Origin of the sequence: Dongia sp. (assembly GCF_041905885.1) — a bacterium.
Classification (GTDB): Bacteria; Pseudomonadota; Alphaproteobacteria; order Dongiales; family Dongiaceae; genus Dongia.
Window position 1 is genome coordinate 75,186 of record NZ_JAYRKD010000022.1, and the last position, 18,954, is coordinate 94,139.

At 66.5% G+C, this 18,954-nt stretch carries 24 protein-coding genes; 11 read left to right on the top strand and 13 right to left on the bottom strand.

The genetic code is table 11. The annotated features are described in order from the left end of the window. Position 1 precedes the first annotated feature (1 nt). The gene (locus ACH2CY_RS20155; protein ID WP_395021215.1) at positions 2-472 is read right to left on the bottom strand and encodes a (2Fe-2S)-binding protein; all 471 of its coding nucleotides are present in this window, start codon (positions 470-472) and stop codon (positions 2-4) included. Positions 473-668: 196 nt separating this feature from the next. Then, a complete protein-coding gene (locus ACH2CY_RS20160; protein WP_395021216.1) occupies positions 669-1,274 on the bottom strand; it encodes a carbon monoxide dehydrogenase subunit G in 606 nt (201 codons plus the stop codon). A 156-nt stretch (positions 1,275-1,430) separates the two neighbouring features. Between ACH2CY_RS20160 and ACH2CY_RS20165 the strand changes: the two genes are divergently transcribed. After that, positions 1,431-1,910 (top strand): DUF1801 domain-containing protein, encoded by a 480-nt coding sequence (locus ACH2CY_RS20165; RefSeq protein ID WP_395021217.1) that lies wholly within the window; start codon positions 1,431-1,433, stop codon positions 1,908-1,910. Positions 1,911-1,918: 8 nt separating this feature from the next. Further along, positions 1,919-2,356, top strand: a complete 438-nt coding sequence (locus ACH2CY_RS20170; RefSeq protein ID WP_395021219.1) for a DUF192 domain-containing protein — start codon at positions 1,919-1,921, stop codon at positions 2,354-2,356. Positions 2,357-2,363: 7 nt separating this feature from the next. Here the strand turns inward: ACH2CY_RS20170 and ACH2CY_RS20175 are convergent, their stop codons facing one another. Both ACH2CY_RS20175 and ACH2CY_RS20180 read right to left on the bottom strand, forming a co-directional pair. Continuing rightward, positions 2,364-3,392, bottom strand: coding sequence for a FecR domain-containing protein (locus ACH2CY_RS20175; protein ID WP_395021221.1), 1,029 nt, complete (start codon positions 3,390-3,392; stop codon positions 2,364-2,366). A 258-nt stretch (positions 3,393-3,650) separates the two neighbouring features. Next, positions 3,651-4,262 carry a LysE family translocator gene (locus ACH2CY_RS20180; protein WP_395021223.1) on the bottom strand — a complete coding sequence of 204 codons (612 nt, stop codon included), beginning with the start codon at positions 4,260-4,262 and terminating at the stop codon, positions 3,651-3,653. A 106-nt stretch (positions 4,263-4,368) separates the two neighbouring features. Between ACH2CY_RS20180 and ACH2CY_RS20185 the strand changes: the two genes are divergently transcribed. Both ACH2CY_RS20185 and ACH2CY_RS20190 read left to right on the top strand, forming a co-directional pair. Then, positions 4,369-5,385 carry a dimethylarginine dimethylaminohydrolase family protein gene (locus ACH2CY_RS20185; protein WP_395021224.1) on the top strand — a complete coding sequence of 339 codons (1,017 nt, stop codon included), beginning with the start codon at positions 4,369-4,371 and terminating at the stop codon, positions 5,383-5,385. Between the two features lie 44 nt (positions 5,386-5,429). Then, positions 5,430-6,059, top strand: a complete 630-nt coding sequence (locus tag ACH2CY_RS20190) for a hypothetical protein (RefSeq protein WP_395021226.1) — start codon at positions 5,430-5,432, stop codon at positions 6,057-6,059. A 10-nt stretch (positions 6,060-6,069) separates the two neighbouring features. On the opposite strand, the gene ACH2CY_RS20195 is transcribed toward ACH2CY_RS20190, so the two are convergent. From ACH2CY_RS20195 to ACH2CY_RS20220, 6 genes are all read right to left on the bottom strand, one after another. Beyond that, entirely contained in the window at positions 6,070-6,540 is a 471-nt protein-coding gene (locus tag ACH2CY_RS20195; RefSeq protein WP_395021228.1) for a PAS domain-containing protein, read from the bottom strand. A gap of 114 nt (positions 6,541-6,654) precedes the next feature. Continuing rightward, a complete protein-coding gene (locus ACH2CY_RS20200) occupies positions 6,655-6,888 on the bottom strand; it encodes a hypothetical protein (RefSeq protein WP_395021229.1) in 234 nt (77 codons plus the stop codon). A 175-nt stretch (positions 6,889-7,063) separates the two neighbouring features. Further along, on the bottom strand, positions 7,064-7,723 hold the full coding sequence (locus ACH2CY_RS20205; protein WP_395021231.1) for an O-methyltransferase: 660 nt from the start codon (positions 7,721-7,723) through the stop codon (positions 7,064-7,066). A gap of 131 nt (positions 7,724-7,854) precedes the next feature. Beyond that, the gene (locus tag ACH2CY_RS20210; protein WP_395021232.1) at positions 7,855-8,088 is read right to left on the bottom strand and encodes a hypothetical protein; all 234 of its coding nucleotides are present in this window, start codon (positions 8,086-8,088) and stop codon (positions 7,855-7,857) included. A gap of 177 nt (positions 8,089-8,265) precedes the next feature. After that, positions 8,266-9,657, bottom strand: coding sequence for a glutamine synthetase family protein (locus ACH2CY_RS20215; RefSeq protein WP_395021233.1), 1,392 nt, complete (start codon positions 9,655-9,657; stop codon positions 8,266-8,268). 75 nt (positions 9,658-9,732) lie between these two features. Beyond that, positions 9,733-11,115, bottom strand: a complete 1,383-nt coding sequence (locus ACH2CY_RS20220; protein ID WP_395021234.1) for an aspartate aminotransferase family protein — start codon at positions 11,113-11,115, stop codon at positions 9,733-9,735. 253 nt (positions 11,116-11,368) lie between these two features. On the opposite strand from ACH2CY_RS20220, the gene ACH2CY_RS20225 reads away from it, so the two are divergent. The 3 genes from ACH2CY_RS20225 to ACH2CY_RS20235 are packed head-to-tail and all read left to right on the top strand — an operon-like array spanning position 11,369 to position 13,273. Then, positions 11,369-12,154, top strand: a complete 786-nt coding sequence (locus ACH2CY_RS20225) for an SDR family NAD(P)-dependent oxidoreductase (RefSeq protein ID WP_395021235.1) — start codon at positions 11,369-11,371, stop codon at positions 12,152-12,154. Beyond that, the gene (locus tag ACH2CY_RS20230; RefSeq protein WP_395021236.1) at positions 12,151-12,903 is read left to right on the top strand and encodes an SDR family NAD(P)-dependent oxidoreductase; all 753 of its coding nucleotides are present in this window, start codon (positions 12,151-12,153) and stop codon (positions 12,901-12,903) included. Before ACH2CY_RS20225 ends, ACH2CY_RS20230 begins: the two co-directional genes overlap by 4 nt. Before the next feature lie 19 nt (positions 12,904-12,922). Then, entirely contained in the window at positions 12,923-13,273 is a 351-nt protein-coding gene (locus tag ACH2CY_RS20235) for an Hpt domain-containing protein (RefSeq protein WP_395021237.1), read from the top strand. On the opposite strand, the gene ACH2CY_RS20240 is transcribed toward ACH2CY_RS20235, so the two are convergent. Further along, a complete protein-coding gene (locus ACH2CY_RS20240; protein WP_395021239.1) occupies positions 13,270-13,902 on the bottom strand; it encodes a response regulator in 633 nt (210 codons plus the stop codon). The genes ACH2CY_RS20235 and ACH2CY_RS20240 overlap by 4 nt on opposite strands. Positions 13,903-14,104: 202 nt before the next feature. On the opposite strand from ACH2CY_RS20240, the gene ACH2CY_RS20245 reads away from it, so the two are divergent. Continuing rightward, positions 14,105-14,440: a hypothetical protein gene (locus ACH2CY_RS20245; RefSeq protein ID WP_395021240.1), complete on the top strand. Its 336-nt coding sequence runs from the start codon at positions 14,105-14,107 to the stop codon at positions 14,438-14,440. Positions 14,441-14,463: 23 nt separating this feature from the next. Here the strand turns inward: ACH2CY_RS20245 and ACH2CY_RS20250 are convergent, their stop codons facing one another. Further along, a complete protein-coding gene (locus tag ACH2CY_RS20250; protein ID WP_395021241.1) occupies positions 14,464-14,763 on the bottom strand; it encodes a PilZ domain-containing protein in 300 nt (99 codons plus the stop codon). Positions 14,764-14,908: 145 nt separating this feature from the next. Then, positions 14,909-16,060, bottom strand: a complete 1,152-nt coding sequence (locus tag ACH2CY_RS20255) for an NAD(P)/FAD-dependent oxidoreductase (RefSeq protein WP_395021242.1) — start codon at positions 16,058-16,060, stop codon at positions 14,909-14,911. 227 nt (positions 16,061-16,287) lie between these two features. Between ACH2CY_RS20255 and ACH2CY_RS20260 the strand changes: the two genes are divergently transcribed. The 3 genes from ACH2CY_RS20260 to ACH2CY_RS20270 all read left to right on the top strand — a co-directional run bounded on the left by ACH2CY_RS20260 (position 16,288) and on the right by ACH2CY_RS20270 (position 18,954). Further along, positions 16,288-17,157: a methyltransferase domain-containing protein gene (locus tag ACH2CY_RS20260; RefSeq protein WP_395021243.1), complete on the top strand. Its 870-nt coding sequence runs from the start codon at positions 16,288-16,290 to the stop codon at positions 17,155-17,157. A gap of 94 nt (positions 17,158-17,251) precedes the next feature. Next, on the top strand, positions 17,252-17,377 hold the full coding sequence (ykgO, locus tag ACH2CY_RS20265) for a type B 50S ribosomal protein L36 (RefSeq protein ID WP_379954749.1): 126 nt from the start codon (positions 17,252-17,254) through the stop codon (positions 17,375-17,377). Between the two features lie 92 nt (positions 17,378-17,469). Further along, the gene (locus tag ACH2CY_RS20270) at positions 17,470-18,954 is read left to right on the top strand and encodes an FAD-linked oxidase C-terminal domain-containing protein (protein WP_395021245.1); all 1,485 of its coding nucleotides are present in this window, start codon (positions 17,470-17,472) and stop codon (positions 18,952-18,954) included.

Genomic DNA, 18,954 nt, shown 5'->3' on the forward strand with positions numbered 1-18,954 from the left:
ATCACTTCCCTCCCATGGCTTGGGCGCCGGCCTTCACGGCCTTGACGATGTTGTGATAGCCGGTGCAGCGGCAGATGTTGCCGTCGAGCCCGTGGCGGATCTCCTCGTCGGAGAGGTTGGTCTTGCCGTTGACCAGGCTGACCGCCGCCATCACCATGCCCGGCGTGCAGAAGCCGCATTGCAGGCCGTGGTTGTCGCGAAACGCCTCTTGCATGGGATGCAGCGTGCCGTTCTGCGCCAGGCCTTCGATCGTGGTGATCGAAGCGCCCTCGGCCTGCAGCGCCAGCATGTTGCAGGACTTGATCGCCTTGCCGTTCAGATGGACGGTGCAGGCGCCGCATTGGGCGGTGTCGCAGCCCACGTGGGTTCCGGTCAGGTGCAGCTTCTCACGCAGGAAATGGACGAGCAGCGTGCGGCCCTCGACCTCACCGGTGACGGCTTTTCCGTTCACCGTCATGGATACGGTGGGCATTGGTAACCTCCCTATGATCGCGGCGGCGCCGATTGCCGAACCGCCGAACGCCGGTTGCCCCGGTCTTCTTGGCAGGCGTTAAGTATGAGCGTGTTCCGAAACGGGGGTCAAGGCGCGCAGGATAACAGTGCGCCGGGACCGGGATGGTTCGGCCCTACCGATCCAACGGGGCCGATCCCGGTCAGCGCGTCGCCGGTCAGCGCGTCGCCCACCACACGATGGCGGCGGCGATCACGATCAAGCCGCCGATCCAGACCACGGGCGGGAGGCCCTTGGACTTGCCTTCCACCGGCGGCACGGCGCCGGGCGCCATTGCCGGTTCCGGCGGGGGGCCTTCCGCGGTCGCCGCCGTCCCGGCCTGGGCCTCGACCGTGGCGGCGAAGGTCGCGAAGAACTCGTCGGCCATCTTGCGTGCCGCGCCATCAACCAGGCGCGAGCCGATCTGCGCCAATTTGCCGCCGATCTGGGCGCGCACCTCGTACTTAAGCAGGGTGCCGCCTTTCTCGGCATCCTCGAGCCGCACCTTGGCGCCGCCCTTGGCGAAGCCCGCAGCGCCGCCGGAGCCTTCGCCGGTGATCGTGTAGCCGTTGGGCGGATCGAGGTCGCTCAAGGTCACCTTGCCGCCGAACTTCGCCTTGACCGGGCCGACCTTGGCGGTGACCTGGGCCTGGAACTCGGTGTCGGAGGTTTTGTTCAGCTCCTCGCAGCCGGCGATCGACTGCTTCAGGACCTCGGGATCATTGAGCCCCGCCCAGACCGCCTGGCGCGGCGCATTGATCCAATGTTCTCCCGTCATGTCCATGGGGCAGTCCTCTTGAAATGGGCGTCCACCTTTCCGGGCGATCCGGCCCAAGTCAAGGCGGAGCGCGGGTGGTGCACCAATGGTGGCCCGGTTGCATGAGCGGCGGAACGCCGACGTGAGTTGATCTTTCTCAAGCGGCTCGGGCTTAATGCGGCCATGGCGGACTCGCGGACCCGGATCACCAACAAGCGCGGCACGGCCGGAAGCGGCTTTGCCGATCCGGCGGTGGCGGCCGTGTTCGCCGCCTATCCCCGGCGGGTCCAGGCGAAGCTCCTGGCCTTGCGCCAGCTGATCCTGGAGACCGCGGCGAAGACGCCGGGCGTCGGTGCGCTCGACGAGACCCTGAAATGGGGCCAGCCCAGCTACCGGACGAACCAGACGCGGAGCGGCAGCACGATCCGCATCGACCGGGTGAAGCCGGCGGCGGGCGACGACAGCGAGCGCTATGCGCTCCATGTCCACTGCCAGACCACCCTGGTCTCGACCTTTCGAGAGCTCTATCGCGGCCAGCTCAGCTTCGGCGGCAACCGCAGCATCCTCCTGGATGCCGGCCGGCCGCTGCCCAAGGCGGCGCTCCGCCATTGCATCGCGCTGGCGCTCACCTATCATCGCGGCGGTGCGAAGGATTACCTGTGAGCTTGCGCTTGGTACGTCTTCTGTTGGGGCTGGTCGCAGCCCTCATTCTCGGCCTTGCTTCGGCGCAGGCCGAGCCGCTGGTCATTCATGCCGGCGGCAGTGCCTACAAGTTCGAGGTCGAGGTCGTCACCACGCCGGAGACCCGGGCCCAGGGGCTGATGTACCGCAAGTCGATGGCGGCCAATGCCGGCATGCTGTTCATTTATCCGGGCGAGCAGGCGGTCTCGTTCTGGATGAAGAACACGCTGATCCCGCTCGACATGCTGTTCCTGAAGGCCGACGGCAGCATCGCCCATATCGCGCATAGCGCGGTGCCGCTGGACGAGACCCCGATCGATTCCGGCGCCGCGGTCAAGGCGGTGCTGGAGGTCAACGGCGGCACCGCCGCGGCGCTCGGCATCAAGGAAGGCGACCGGGTGGAATATCCGGACCGGCCGAGCCGGTAGCGCGCGCTTATTTCAGCTTGCCGCCGCCGCCGGACTTGCTGCCCAGGCCACCGCCGGACCCCTTACCCCCGCCGCCGGAGCTGGACGAGCCGCCGCCGCTATTGCTGCTGCTGCCGCCACCCGAGGACGAGCTCGAGGAGCCGCCGTTGGAAGTCTTGTTGGGCGAGCTGTTGGGCGAGCTGCTGGAATTGGGGCTCGACGAACTGCCGCCGCTCAAGGACGAGGCACCGTTTGCCGAGCTTGAGGAGGCGGAGGTCGCGCTCGATCCGCCGGAACTCGCCGGATCGACCAGGCTGTCGGGCCCGTCGGATACGGCGCCGGACGCGTTCGAGAGGGCCTCGGCTTCTTCCGTCTCCTCGGCCTCGTCGGCCGGCGCGCCGTCGCTGACGGCGGCCTCGGTCTGCTCCATCAAGCTGTCGAACATTCCCGGGGGCGAAGCCTCGATCGTCTCGATGCCGGTCTTGCGGACAACCACCCAATAGCCGGCCTGGACCAGCTTCGGGAACTGGGCACTCGGAAAGTCGGTGCCGACTGAGACCCGGCCTTCGTTGACATAGACGCGAGTCTCCTCGCTGGCCGCGACCATGATCCATTCCGTGCCGCGCACGGCGGAATAGCCGATCCCGGTATGGATCTCGAAGCTGGAGCCGCTGGTCGGCGACGACTTCGCCGCCGCGGCGCGCAGCAGGCCGATCGGCAGGTTGAGCAGGATGCTGCGCCGGCCCTCGGCCGGGGCGAACTTCGCCTGGTCGATCTCCAGCCGCGTGTTCTCGCCGACCTGGACCAGCGAGCCGTCGGCGAAGCGCAGCTTCACCCGTGCCCCGTCATCCGTCGCGATCGAATCCCCGGCGCTGAGCTCGGCGCCGGCAGCCAGCGGTGAACGGGAGCCGTCGCGCTCCAGGGAGGCGGTTCCACGCACAGCGACCACCTGGCAATCGGCCTCGGCCCAGGCGAGGCCGGATGCGCCCGCGAGAGTCGCTGCGGCGACCAGGAATGACAAAATGATCCGCCGCAGCGGCAGGCCGAGCCAGCGCATATCGAAGATTCCCCCGAGTTGTAGCGGGACGGACTATTGCAATTTCGGGCTCGGGCCGGATATGCGCGATATCACAACCCTGGGCCTTTGCGGGCGACGCGACTGAAATTCCATCGGCTATCGATAGATCGATCGCCGGCCCGTCCAGCGTGGCCACCGATCACTCAGCCCCAGGTTGAATAGCGCCGCGAACTCCATCAGAAAATCGAATTGTTTTGAATGACCTTATTATGAAGCCTAATAGGCTCGCCGGATGGACTAGCGATCGGCGACCGCCAGCTTGGCGCCCAGGGCCACGAAGGCGCCGGCGAAGGCGCGCCGCATCCAGGTGAGGATGCGGGGCCGGGTGATCACGTGGCTGCGGATCGCGGCGGCGAACAGGCCATAGCCGACGAACACCACGAAGGTCAGCAGCATGAACACCGCGCTGAGCTCCAGCATGCGCGCCAGCGGATGCGCCTCGTTCGCCTGCACGAATTGCGGCAGGAAGGCGAAGAAGAAGATCGAGAGCTTGGGATTGAGGATGTTGATCAGGATCGCCTGGACCGTGACCTGCAAGACCGAACGTCCGCTGTTGTCCAGCTCCACTTTCAGCGCCCCATGCTCCTTCAAGGTCATCCAGGCCATGTAGAGCAGGTAGGCGACGCCCGCATACTTGAAGGTATGGAAGGCGACGGCGCTGGTGTGGAGCAGGGCGGCGAGGCCGAGGATCGCGGCGGCCATGTGCGGGACGATGCCGAGGGTGCAGCCGAAGGCCGCGACCACGCTCGCTTTGGGTCCGCGCGAAAGGCCGGCGGCCAGGGTGTAGAGCACGCCGGTCCCCGGCGAGGCGACGATGATCAGCGTCGTGATCAGGAAGTCGAGGCTCATGGCGCGGCATTCCCCAAATGGTCCGGCAGCTTACCGCATTGATCCGGTCGCGCAAGCAAGCGGCGAGCGCTACACTCGGTCTCGTCCTCATTGATCGGAGCCTGGCATGGCCGACGAAGCAACCGAATCCTCAGCGCACTGGATCTACAACCAGACGGTCAAGATGTTCGCCGCCGGCGCGACGCCGGAATTCGAGGCGGAGGACGAGCTGGAGAAATACTGGGGCCGCGCCTGGGGCATCGACAACGACGTCGGCCGGATGCGCGCGGTGCTGGTGCATCGCCCGGGCGATGAGTTGAAGGTGGTCGATCCGAAGAAGCGGATCCCGGAGATCGGCTCTTACGGCGACGTGAAGGAAGGCTGGTATTTCCAGAGCGACCGCGTGCCGCCGCTATCCGAAATGCAGGCGCAGCATGACGGGCTCACCGCCGCCCTGCGCGCCGAGGGCATCGAGGTCTTCGAGGTGGAGGGCGACGCGGGGAAGCGCCTCAAATCCTGCTACACCCGCGATCCGCTGATCATGGTGAAGGGCGGCGCCATCGTCTGCCGCATGGGCGCCCGGATCCGCCGCGGCGAGGAGCTGGCGATCACCCGCACCCTGGCGAAGATCGGCGTGCCGATCCTGCGCACGCTTTCCGGCTCGGCGCTGATGGAAGGCGGCAGCTTCGCCTGGATCAACGAGAAGACCGCGGTCATCGGCTGCGGCATCCGCGTCAATCGCGAGGGCGCGGCGCAGGTCGGCGAGGTGCTGAAGCGCCAGGGCGTCGAGCTGATCGTCACCGACCTGGTCGGCTACGACATCCATATCGACGGCGCCTTCCTGATGGTGGACAAAGAGCTGGCGCTGATCAATCCCGCCGGCCTCTCTTACGCCTTCCTGGAGGAGTTGAAGCGCCTCAAGGTCGAGACCATCGAGATCGAGCCCTCCGATTACGGCTGGATCGTGAATTCCCTCGCGGTCGCGCCGCGCAAGCTGATCATCCCGGAAGGCGGCTCGAATCGCATCCTCGACCAGCTGGCGAAGAAGGGCGCCGAGTGGAAGGCCTTGCCCTACGACGCGATGCACTTGAATGGCGGCGGCATCCACTGCTCGACCACGCCCTTGATCCGGGACCGGGTCTAAGGGCCAAGCTTGACCGATCCCGACCCGGCTCGCATGATCGCGGTATGCTGACGGCGCAGCAGCTTCTCGATGCGATCTGGGGGCCGGCCTATCTGGTCGATCACGCGGGAAAGATTCTGCTGGTGGGCCGGCGGCACTGGCAATCCCATGTCGGCAGCGCGCCGGGCCAGCCGGATCCCAAGAGCCTGGTCGGCCGCAATCTATTCGAATTCATCTCCGGCGGCGACGTGCAGGCGCTCTACCGGCAGATCCTCTCGCGCATTCGTTCGGATCCGGAACATGTCTGGGAGCTGGACTATCGCTGCGACTCGCCCGGCATGATGCGCGCGCTGCGGATGACGGTCGCGGCGGTGGCGGATGCCGAACCTGGCACCGCCCTGTTCAGCTCGCAGATCCTGCGCGAGGGGCAGCGGCCGCCGCTCTCGATCTTCGAATACGACAAGGCTGTCACTCTGGTGGATCCCTCGGTGCCGCTGTTGGTGATCTGCAGCATGTGCCATCGGGTGCTGGCCGAACCGGGGCACGAGGATGACGCGGCCAGCTGGGTCGCGCCGGAGCAATACTACCGCACCGGTGGCAGCCCGCGTGTCTCCCTGAGCCACGGTCTCTGCCCGGTCTGCTATGCGCAATTCATGGCCGAGGTGGGACTGCCGGCGCGGCAGCCATCGGCTTAGCGCCAAAGGTTCAGCGCCCGAGCTTCGACAGAAAATCGACGAACAGCATCAGCATGTCCACCCGCTCGGGATCGGCGCCCAGCGGCAGCACGGCGGATTCGATGAACAGGAACTGCTTGTGCGGTCCGACATAATTCGGGCGGATGAAACGCGGCAGGCGGTTCTCCACCACCCATTGGTGATGCATCCAGATCGGGTTGGGCGGCCGCTGCTGCTCGATCTCCGACCAGCGCTTGCCGATCCAGTTCTCGCCCATATGGTCGCGCAGCTTGTCGCCGATCAGGCGGTAGCGGAAGTCGAGCGGCGCCTGCTCGACGTCCAGCAGCATCATGCTGCGGGCGAGCTTCGGTGCTTCCATCAGCGGATCGAAGTCGGCGCGGGCCGGGAAGGGGCGATCGCCCCGCTTGCCCCGCCAGTAGCCATAGCCCTCGCGCAGGATCGGCGAGATCACTTCCGGGTATTCGACGACGGGAGAAGCCATGATCGACATGGCGGCAGCATAGCCGCGGAATTCCGCGAAGGGGAGACGCCTCGGACAGCGAATGGGCGGAGCCTGAACACTCCGCCCATTGCGGCAATCGCGGGATTGGCTGGATCAGTTCGGCGTAGTGGTCTGCTGGGTGGTGGTGGTCGAGGTCGCGCCGGAACCGTCCGGCGCCGGCGACGTGGTGGTCTGCTCGGTGGTGGTCTTGGTCGGGCCGATCGCGCCGCCCTGCATGAGGAAGAAGCCGAGGGCGACGATCACCACCAGGCCGCCGACGATGAAATAGAGAAAGCTGTTGCCGCCGCGGCCGCTGCCGCCGGCATTGTTGTTCGTGGATTCTGCCATTTCGCTCTCCTGAAGCCGATGCCCGGCGCATGGCCCGGGCACACCGAATCCGGGCGAAGCCCGCCCATTAGCCCGAAACCCCGCGCAGAAGCGGAGTTCCTGGATTCGGAGAGGAGGCGTGGAAAATTCCGTCGCGCCGCGACGGAACTTTCGAGGTTTCGGAGCGCGGCCCGGATCAGCGCTTGCGGGCGAGCGTCAGCCCATCGCCGATCGGCGCCAGCGCCAGGGTCACACGCTCATCATTGCGGACCTTCTCGTTGACCGCGCGGATCGCCTTTGTGTCCTCGTCGTTCTGCTTCGGGTCGGCGACGTCGCCGCCCCAGAGCACATTGTCGATCGCGATCAGGCCGCCCGGGCGCACCAGCCGCATGGCGCGGTCGTAATAGTTCGAGTAGTTGGTCTTGTCGGCGTCGATGAAGGCGAAGTCGAAGGGTTCGACGTCGGCGGCGATGAGCGCGTCGAGCGTCGCGACCGCCGGCCCGAGGCGGAGCTCGATCTTGCTCTCCAGCCCGGCGCGGCGCCAGTAGTCGCGGGCGACCCTGGTATATTCCTCGCTGACGTCGCAGCAGATCAGCTTGCCGTCGGCCGGCAGGGCGCCGGCGATGCAGAGGCTGGAATAGCCGGTGAAGGTGCCGACCTCGAGCGCGCGGCGGGCGCCGGTCAGCTCCACCAGCAGGGCCATGAAGGCGCCCTGCTCGGGACCGATCTGCATGCCGGCGCCCGGCAGCTTCGCGGTCTCGTTGCGCAAGTCCTTCAGCAGGTCGTTCTCCCGCGTGCCGAATTGCACGAGGTAGTCGTAGAGACGGTCGTCAAGCTCCAGCGAGCGGCGCGCCATGGTCTGGTCCCCGATGAGATGTGGATATGACGTTCAGCGCCGCGCCGCGGTCGTCTGGGAGCGGGCGAGATCTTTTTGCCGATTCCGTCGCGGGTCGCGCGTCGCCGGTTGTCGGCGCCGGCGCAACCGCCTCAGTGTGCGTGCGCGTCCTGGATGCGGACGTATTGGTTGCCGGCCTCGAGCGCATTCTGGGCCACGGTCTTGCGCCGGCTGGGATCGGCGACGCAGAAGATATGCGCATAGGGGGTGCCGTCGATGCCCTGGAACAGGTTCGCGACCTCCCACACCATCAGCGGCGAATCGCCGACCCGATACCGATTGCCGACGTGAACCTGGACCGGCTTTCTGCTTCTGAAGAGACCCAAGGCGAACTCCGCTGTCTGACCTGTTCCGGCCCCGGCCGGCGCATCTTTCAGAGAAGCGAAGCCGGCATTAGGGCCTTGATTTGACAGAAAACTACCACGCACGCCGGTGCCGCTACAAGATGCCGTTAATTTACCATGATGCAGCGTGGAAACGCCGCATCATGGCGCGTTCCGGCGTCAGGCGTTCCTCAGGTACCAGTCGTAATCGAGCTCGGTCACCTGGGCGTGGTAGCGGTCGTATTCGGAACGCTTGATCGCGGTGAACATCTGGTGGAAGCGCGGGCCGAGATAGTCGCGCATCGCCGTCGAATTGGCGAAGGCGTCGAGCGCCAGGTTCCAGTGCCGCGGCAGGCTCAGGCCCTGCTCGGCGGCCAGCGTGTAGCCGTCACCCACGATCGGCGCACCGGGATCGATCTTGTGGGTGATGCCGTGATGGATCGCGGCCAGCAAGGCGGCGACCGCCAGGGTCGAGTTGGCATCGGCGCCGCAGATCCGGTGCTCGACATGGCGCGACGAGGCCGGGCCCGCGGTCACGCGGAAGCTGACGGTGCGGTTGTTGACGCCCCAGGTCGGCGCCACCGGCGCGTAGAGATTGGCCTGGAAGCGCTTATAGGAATTGGCGTTGGGGGCGAAGATCGCCATCGCATCGCCTAGGAGCGCCTTCATGCCGCCGATCGCGAACTTCAGGAGATCGTTGCCGGTCGGGTCGTCGCTGGCGAAGGCGTTCTTGCCGTTCTCGTCGGCCAGGCTGACGTGGAGATGCTGGCCGCTCCCCGCCAGTCCGTTATGCGGCTTGGCCATGAAGGTCGCCTCGAGGCCGTGGCGCATCGCCGTGCCCTTGACCAGGCGCTTGAAGACCTGCGCCTCGTCGGTCGCGCGCAAGGCATCGGCGCGGTGCACCAGCCCGACCTCGAACTGGTTCGGCGCGTTCTCCGAGATCGCCGATTCCAGCGGCAGGCCGGCCGCTTCGCCGAAGGCGTAGAGATCGTCCAGGAAGGGCTGGAAGTCGTCCAGCTCGCGCAAGCCGTAGGCCTGGATATGCTTGCTGCGGTGCCCGCTGACCGGCGAGGCCGGGCCCTGGCCGGGCGTCTTCTGGTCCATCAGGTAGAATTCGAGCTCGCAGGCGATCACCGGCGTGAGATCGAGCTCCTTGAAGCGATCGACCACGCTTGTCAGGACATGGCGCGGATCGACGTTGCAGGGCGCCCCGTCGAGCTCATAGACCGAGAGCATCACCTGGGCGAAATCGTTGTCGAGCCAGCGCGCCGGCTGCAAGGTACCCGGCACCGGGCGGCCGAGCCGGTCGGCATCGCCGTCGCTCATCACCAGGCCGCTTTCCTCGACATCCTCGCCGTTGATGTCGAGCGCCAGCATGGTGCCCGGGATCATCCGGGCATATTCGAAGATGCCGCGAACGTCGCGCTTGCGGAGATTCTTGCCGCGCGGCACGCCGGACTGGTTCACGAAGAAGATCTGGACGTTCTCGATCTCCGGGTGCGCCGCGAAGAAGGCGTCGCATTCCTCGACGCTGGCAATTCCGGTGGGGGTGGCTTTCTGCTGCATGTTCATGACCGAAGACTCCTTGGACGATTGAATTCAGGTTGAGGCGTTTCGCTTCGAATGCCCGGCTTGCCCCGGGCAGCCTCATGCCTTCAGTTCGTCCAGACAGCCTCCGACGGTGGCCACCAGGTGATCGACCTGTTCCGCCGTGGTCGCGGGCGAGAGCAGGGTCATGTTGTGGAAGGGCGCGATCAGCACGCCGCGGTTCAGGAGATAGAGATGCACCGCGAGCTCGAGATGCGGCCGCATCGCGGCCTTGGCCTCGGCGCCGTTCTTGGGGCGCGTCGGCGAGCAGACGAACTCGGCTCTCGCGCCGACATTGGAGACATGCCAGGGCACGTTGCGCCGGTTGATCTCCTTCTCGACGCCGCGGGCCAGACGCTCGGAGAGATCGAGCATGTGCTTGTAGTTGGCTGGCGTCATCACCTCGGCGAGGTTGGCGCGCATGCAGTGGAGCTGCAGCGCATTGGCGCTCAAGGTGGTGCCGATGCCGCTGTAGCCGGGGCCTGCCTCAGCTTCCGCCTTGCGCATGCGGTCGGCCATCTCGGCGGTGAAGCCGAAGACCGAGGTCGGAATGCCGCCGGCAACCGGCTTGCCGAGGGTGAAGAAGTCCGGCTTCAGGTTGTGCATGCGGGTATAGCCGCCATAGCCGGTCGAGATGGTGTGGGTCTCGTCGATGATGAGGAGCGTGCCGTATTTCTTGGCGAGCTGCGCCATGCCGTCGAGATAGCCCGGCTGCGGCAACACCATCCCGATGTTGGTGAGCGCGGGCTCGGTCAGGATGCAAGCGACGTCGCCGGCTTTCAGCGCGCGCTCGATCGCGTCGAGATCGTTGAACTCGACCACGACGGTGCCTTGGGTCAGGTCGTAGACCTGGCCCATCAACCCGACGCGGTTCGCGGGCTTGCCGTCCTGGTCGAGGCGCAGGAAGGTGTCATCGACGGCGCCGTGATAGCAGCCGCTCATGATCAGCACTTTCGGCCGCTGGGTGATGGCGCGGCACCAGCGGATCACAAAGCGGTTGGCATCGGTCGCGGTGGTCGCGACCTGCCAATAGGGTAGGCCGAACATGTCGGACAGCAGCTTGCCCACCACCGGCACGTCCTCGGTCGAGAGCATGTAGGTGAGGCCGCGTTCCGACTGCTCGCGGATCGCGCGCACCACGGGTTCGGGTGAGTGGCCGAACATCGAGCCGGTGTCGCCGAGGCAGAAGTCGTCGTATGCGTGGCCGTCGACGTCGGTGAGGGTCGCGCCCTTGGCTTCCTTGGCGTAGAGCGGGAAGGGCGTCGACCAGTCGAGCATCCAATGCATCGGCACGCCGTTGTGCCAATGCGCCTTGGCGCTCTCGGCCAGCTTGGCCGAGGTCGGGTTGGCCTGCAGGAAGCGGTCGCGCTCCCGCTTCAGCATGGAATCGATCTGCGCGGACGCGATGCCCGGAACGCTGCGCGCGGCTTCAGTCTGTTGCATTCAAACGCACCTCTGCCGCGGTGCGCTCGCAAACCTTGCGTGGAGAGGATGAGCGCGCCGGGGCTACATATTGGTTATGTACCGCATGCACGGCGCGACGGTGTCTTGAGAGGAGGCCGGGGAATTAACGATCCCGGCAGGCGACTACCGCTGGGCGAGAGTCATAGCGATTGCCCGGGGGCTATGCAAGGGGGTGGTAAGCTGTGCGTCAGCGAAGCATGATGAAGCATTGCGCCACATCGGATTGGGGAAAATGAAGACCAAGGGAAATGGATATGAAGGCCGGGTCGCCTTGGTGACCGGCGCCGGTGCCGCGGACGGCATCGGCTTCGCGGCGGCGAAGCTGCTGGCCGAGGCGGGTGCCAAGGTCGCGATCACCTCCACCACCAGGCGGATCCAGGATCGCTTGAAGGAGCTGCCCGGGGACGCAGCCTCGAAGGCCGCCTTCATCGCCGACTTGAGCGACAATGCAGAGGCGAAGGCTCTGGTCGCCGCGGTGAAGAAGAAGTTCGGCCGCCTCGACATCCTGATCAACAACGCCGGCATGGTGCAGACCGGCAAGAAGAACACCGCCTCGCCGGTCGAACGGATCGACGACGACGAATGGCGCCGCGCGCTTTCGCTCAACCTCGACACCTGCTTCTTCGTGACCCGCGCCGCGGCGCCGATCATGCAGCGTCAGCGCTACGGCCGCATCGTCAACGTCTCCTCGGTCAGCGGACCGCTGGTGACCTTTCCGCGGGGCGGCGCCTATTGCACGGCGAAGGCGGCGATGACCGGCTACACGCGTTCGCTGGCGCTGGAGCTGGCGCCGCTCGGCATCACTGCGAACGCAATTGCGCCGGGCTGGATCGCCACCGGCTCGCAGTCGGCGAAGGAGAAGCGCGCCGGGCGCAACACCCCGGCGCGTCGTTCCGGCCGGCCGGAGGAAGTGGGCGCCGTCGCCTTCTTCCTGGCCGGCGAGGCCGCCAGCTACGTCACCGGCCAGCTGATCGTGGTCGATGGCGGCAACATCATTCAGGAGATCAAAGGGAATTGACCAGCACGAAAGATGACCGGATCGTTCTGATCACGGGCGGCTGCGGCGGCATGGGCCGCGCCATCGCCGCGCGCTTCCTGGAAGCGGGCGCGAAGATCGCGGCCGCGGATCTCAACCCCAAGGACCTCGCCTCCGGCGTGTTCGGCATCAAGGCCGACGTGACCAAGGTCGCCGACTGCGAACGCATGGTGCGGGAGACGGTCGCGCAATTCGGGCGGCTCGACGTGCTGGTCGCCGGCGCCGGCATCTGGACCGAAGGCCCCGCCGACGAGGCCACCGAGGCCGAGTATGACAAAGTGATGGACGTCAACCTGAAGGGCGTGTTCTTCACCAACCGCTATGCGATCCCGGCGCTGGAGAAGACCGGCGGCATCATCGTCAACATCGCCTCGGATGCCGGCCTGGTCGGCAATGCCGGAGCGGCGATCTATTGCGCCTCCAAGGGCGGCGTGGTGCTGCTGACCAAGGCCTTGGCGGTGGAACTCGCGCCGCGCGGCATTCGCGCCGTCGCGATCTGCCCGGGCGACGTCGCGACGCCGATGCTGGACTACCAGGCCAGCGCCTTCGGCGGCGGCGATGCGGAAGGCTATCTTGAGAAGCTCCGCAGCAAGTATCCGCAGAAGGCCAAGGCGCGCTTCATCACCGCCGAGGAAGTGGCGGAGCTGGTCTATATGTCGGCCTCGCCGCGTCTCGGCGCCCTGACCGGTGCCGCGCTTGCCTTCGACTTCGGCCTTTCGGCGGGCTCCTGAGCGCATGGAGCCTTGAATCATGGCGGTGGACCGGCGGCCGATCGACCAGATGGTGCTGGATGTCGGCGGCGAGGCCTTCCAGCGCCTCGCGCGCCTCTTCGAGGAGGAGACGCGCGGCGCGGTGGTCGCGCTGCGCAGCCTGCTAGGGACCCAGGATTGGCGCGAGCTTGGCCGCCAGGCGCATTCGCTCAAGCACGCCACCAGCAGCTTCGGCCTTGCGGATCTCGCGGCGATTGCTGCGCTGATCGAGCAAGCCGCCGATGCGCAAAGAGGCGCGGAGGCGGAGGCCCAGCTCGCCCGCCTCGAGGCGGAGGTGGATGCCGATCTGGCGGAGCTCGACCGGGTGCTGCGGAGGATGGCCGTCGGTTAGGCGTGCATCTCCAGCGCCGGCTCGCCGTTGGGCGGCGCTTCATGCCAGGTGGCGAGCTTGCGGTAGATGGTGGAGGCGCTGATCTCCAGCAGCGCGGCGGCGCGGACCACGTTGCCGTCGCAAGCGCGGATCGCCTGCTCGATCGCGTTGCGCTCGGTGACGTGGAGCGGCAGGACCTTCGGGCCGTTGCCATTGCCGCCGTTCTCGCCGGGACCGGCATGGCCGCTCAGGCTCTCGACCATCGAGTTCAGGCGACGGCGCTCCAGCACGTTGCCCAGGGTGATCAACAGCCGGTCGGCGTTGAATGGCTTCACCAGGAAGTCGAGCGCGCCCTCGCGCATGGCCTCGACCGCGCGGTTGAGCGAGCCGTCTGCGGTGATGACGACGACCGCGACCTGGAATTCGCGGGTGCGGATGTGCTTCAGGACATCGAGCCCGTCCATGTCGGGCAGGCGCAGATCGAGCAGCACCGCATCGGTGGGGCTGCGGGCGATGTCGTCCAGGGCTTCCTGGCCGGTCATGCAGTGCCGCGCCCGGAACGGTCCGCGCTTCAAGTATTCCAGATAGACCCGCGCCATCGAGGGCGTGTCCTCGATCAGCAGCACGTCGGAGAGTTCTGAATCCGTCATACGCGTCCCCCCGGATTCGATGTCGAAAGTTAGACTCACTCAGCGGAGCGCGGCAATAGGAACCTTAGGACCATGGTTTACGGCCGAGGCTTTTGTTGCCGACTCCTGGGACCTTCCCTATAAGGAGTGCGTCGCTTGGGGAAAAGACCGGCCGGCGCCGCAACAGGGAGCGGTGGTATGGCTCGGCCGGCGAAGCGGATAAATGGACGGAATCGATCAGAGACGCGAACCGCGCTTCAGTTTTGACGGCGCCACCATCCTGGTGTTCGACGACGCCGAGGAGCGCCGCACGGTCGCGGTCACCCATTACTACAACGTCTCGCGCCGTGGCGCCTGCGTGCTGCCGCCGGCGACCGGCGGGCTCGCGGTCGGCAGCCGGCTGACCATGCTGCCCCAGCCCTATCTCGAAAAGCGCGAGGTGGTCGTGGTCAATTGCCAAGCGGGCTCGCTGCATCTGGAACTGCCGGACAGCCAGGAATTCAGCGAGTTCGAGGTGGCCGAGATGATCCGCGCCATGCCGCGCGAAGAGCTGGCCTGAGGCGGCTCAGGCCGTCGGCCCGGTCACTCTTTCGGAATCAGCGACGAGATCACCACCGCGCCCGGGAACACCATCGCCATATGGGTCGGCGTGATGCGCAGCACCGTCGCGATGGTCGGGCCGATGTTCGGCAGGTCGAGGCTGACCTTGTCCCCGACATGAACCGGACCGGCGGTCTCGACCAGGGCGCCGTGCAGCGAGATATCGACCAGCTTGCACAGCACGCGATCGCCGCGGATGGTGACATGCGCCGGCAGGTTGACGACGAAACGTGGGTCGTGGCGACGGTCATCGCCACCCGCGTCGATCTCATTCTTGGCCATCAACCGAACCCCTGGACACTTCGATGCGCTGATCTTGGATGCGCAAATGGCGGCGCTTTCCGCGACTCACGCGGCCCCGGCGCCGATGGCGCACATCGTGCCACGCGACCCGGGAGAGCGCCAAGAGATTAATCCCCCAAAGAGTTTAACCAACCGTAACCGCCGACTCGCGCAAAGCCGTGCGGCCCGGTGCCAGATCGGCCGGGGTCAGGCCGCGCTCCCGGAGGTCCTCCGGCAAGCTGCCGGTATCGATCAGCGCCGCGGTGGCGCGGCCCAGCACCGGCGACATCATGATGCCGTAGCCGCCCTGGCCGGCGAGCCAGAAGAAACCCTCGGCTCGCGGGTCGAGACCGACCACCGGGCAATGATCGGGCACGAAGGAACGCAGGCCGGCCCAGCTCCGCAGGATCCGCTCGATTTTCAGCAGCGTATGCCGCTCCAGGTAGTCGGCGAGCTCGGCCATCACCATGTCGTCGGGATAGGCGTCCATAGGATCGACCGGAGTCTCGTCGCCGGGCGATGCGAGGATGCGGCCGGCTTCCGGCTTGAAGTAGTGCCAGGTCTCGATCACCTCGCCGACCGGCTGGGTCGGCTTGCAGAAATCCGGCGGCACCTCGACCAGGATGACCGTGCGCAGGCAAGGCTGCAGGCCGATCCGCGGCGCGCCCGCCAGGGCGCCGATGCGATCGGCCCAGGCCCCGGCGGCGTTGACCACGATCGGCGCGCGAAAGCGCTCGTTGGCCGTGACCGCGGTCCATTGACCGCCGCTGCGCTCCAGCGCCGTCACGTTGGCGGAGACGGCGAGCCGTCCGCCGCGCGCCTTGAAGCCGCGCAGATAGCCCTGGTGAATTGCCGCCGCGTCCATGTCCATGACGCCCGGCTCGTAGATCGCGCGGCGGAACACGCCGGGCCGGATCAACGGGCAGAGTTCGATCGCCTGCTTCAGCGAGATCTCCGCGATCGGGTGCGCGGGCGGTGCGTCCTTGAGCAGCTTGTCGATCGCGTTCTCGGGATCGTCGATGCCGAGCGTCAAGGCGCCGCGCGGGGTCAGCAGCGGATGCTCGGCGAAGCCCGGGGGCGGCGCGCTGAAGAAGGCGCCGGCGGCCTGGCAGATCTCGCGGACCGGGGCCGGTCCGTAATTCGGCGTGTAGAGCGCGGCCGACCGCCCGGAGCTGTGGTAGCCCGGCTGGTCTTCCATCTCCAGCAGGATGGTCTTGCCGAGCGCGGCCAGTTCCCAGGCCGCGGCGGCACCGGACACGCCGGCGCCGATCACCAGGAAATCGCAATCTGTGGTCATCGTGGATCTTAGGGGGCTGATCTCAAAGGGACAGTTCGGGGCGCCGTGGCAGGCGCCGAGGCGGGGCCGACAATAGAAGCTTTCGTTAACGAAAACATCCGTATATTCACCGCTCTTGCAACCTTTCCGCAGGTCGGAACATGGGGGCGGCCCTGGAATCCAGCGCACCGCCAACTGCCAAGCCATCCTTCAAGACGCGCTTCAAGGCGTGGTGGGAGGGTTATGACGTGGCCGATCTGATGGACGCGCCGCCACCGGTGCCGGAGCCGGTCCTGGGTCCCGTCGAGCCGGTCGCTACGCCGCCGGAAGATATTCCTCCGCTGGAACAGCCCTACATCAAGATCGCCCAGATCATCTGGGGCGAGAGCTTGGTGGGGCCGGGCGGTACCGCCGCGATCCTCACGCTGGTGAAGCCCTTCGCGCTCGATCCCAGCATGACGGTGATGGACTTCGGGTCCGGGCTGGGCGGCGGCACCCGGGCGGTCAGCGAAGAGTTCGGCGTCTGGGTCCAAGGCTTCGAGCCCGATGCGATCATGGCCGAAGGCGGCCAGGAGCTCTCGACCAAGAAGGGCATCAAGAAGGCCGAGATCAAGCCTTGCAGCGTCAAGGACTTCCAGCCCAAGGCCGGGACCTACGACTGCATCTTTTCCAGCGAAGCGCTCTACATGGTGCCGGAGAAGGAGAAGCTGCTCGCCAACTTCGAGCGGGCGCTGAAGGCCCGCGGGCAGATCGCGCTCACCGACTTCGTGCGCACGCCCGGCACCAAGCCTGACGATCCGCGCCTGAAGGGTTTCGTGACCCGGGACGGCAAGGCGGGGCATTTCTGGCTGGGCGACGACTATCTCGCCAAGATGAAGGGCCTGAAGTTCGATGTCCGGGTCGATGAGGACCTGACGGCGACCTACCGCACCCACGTCATCGAGGCCTTCGTGAATTTCACCCAGGATCCGGCCGCCGCCGCCGCCGCCCGCGCCCATCCCGAAGCGGCGGTCGCCGAGGTGGCGCTCTGGACCAAACGGGTCGCTGCGCTCGATTCCGGCGCGCTGCAGCTCCGGCGCTATTACGCCATCAAGATGGGCAGCACCAAGTCCTCTTGACGGATCAATGGGTTAGGTCGATCTGCCCGGGGTTGACAGGGCGCAGCCGCGCCACTATGTTCCGCCCGCATTTTTAGTTCGAAGGATACCGGCCATGAAGGTCATTCACTCGCTGAAGTCGGCCAAGACGCGGCACAAGGATTGCCGTATCGTCCGCCGCCGCGGCCGGGTCTATGTGATCAACAAGACCAACCCGCGTTTCAAGGCGCGCCAGGGCTAACAGCCCAGGCGAAAGCCAAGCTTTTCTACGAACCGCGCGTGGCCCTGCCCCGCGCGGTTTTGTTTTGCGCGGGTTTCGGCAATAGTGCAGCCATGCTGATGCCTGCCCCGGACTCGAACACGATCGCGCAGAAGGCACGCCTGGCTGCGGCCTTGGCCGAATTGCTGCCGCCGGAATCGGTGATTGCCGATCCGATAGCGCTGAAGGCCTATGAGTCCGATGGCCTCACCGCCTATCGCCAGGCGCCGCTGCTGGTCACCCTGCCGCGCAGCACGGCGGAAGTCTCCGCGGTGCTGAAGTTCTGCGCCGAGAATAAGCTCAAGGTCGTCCCGCGCGGCGCCGGCACGTCGCTGTCCGGGGGCGCACTGCCGCTGGCCGATGGCGTGGTGCTGGGTCTCGGCAAGCTCAACAAGATCCTGGAGATCGATCTCGAGAACCGCTGCGCCGTGGTGCAGCCCGGCGTGCAGAATCTCGCGATCAGCAACGCCGTGCTGGCTTCGGGCTTCTACTACGCGCCGGATCCCTCGAGCCAGATCGCCTGCACCATCGGTGGCAATGTCGCGGAGAATTCCGGCGGCGTGCATTGCCTGAAATACGGCCTCACCACCAACAACCTGCTCGGTCTCGAAGTCGTACTGATCTCAGGCGAGGTGGTGCGCTTCGGCGGCAAACATCTCGACGCCGGCGGCTATGACCTGATGGGCATCATGACCGGGTCGGAAGGCCTGCTCGGCGTCGTCACCGAGGTGACCGTGCGTCTCTTGAAGCGGCCGGAGACGGCGCGGGCCCTGGTCGCGGGATTTCCCAGCAACGAGCAGGCCGGCGCCGCGGTCGCCGCGGTGATCGGCGCCGGCATCATCCCGGCCGGCATGGAGATGATGGACCGGCCGGCGATCCACGCCGCCGAGGATTTCGTCCATGCGGATTATCCGCTCGATGCCGAGGCGCTGCTCATCGTCGAGCTCGATGGCCCGGGCGTCGAATGCGATCACCTGCTGCGGCAGGTGACCGAGATCGTGAAGGCCAATGGTGCCTCGACGCTGCGGGTCAGCGAGAGCGAGGCGGAGCGGCTGAAGATCTGGGCCGGGCGCAAGGCGGCATTTCCCGCGGTCGGGCGGATCTCGCCTGATTATATCTGCATGGATGGGACGATCCCGCGCCGGCGCCTGCCCGAGGTGCTGACCCGCATGGCGGAGCTCTCCAGGAAATACGGCTTGCGGGTCGCCAATGTCTTCCATGCCGGCGACGGCAACCTGCACCCGCTGATCCTGTTCGATGCCAACAAGGGCGAGCTCGAGAACGCGGAAAAATTCGGCGCCGACATCCTGAAGCTCTGCGTGCAAGTGGGCGGCGTGCTGACCGGCGAGCATGGTGTGGGCGTCGAGAAGCGCGACCTCATGCCGGAGATGTTCTCCGAGCTCGACCTCGATCAGCAGATCCGGTTGAAATGCGCCTTCGATCCCGATCAGCTGCTCAACCCCGGCAAGGTCTTCCCGAATCTGCACCGCTGCGCCGAGCTTGGCCGCATGCATGTCCGCGGCGGCGCCTTGCCTCATCCCGAATTGCCGCGGTTTTAG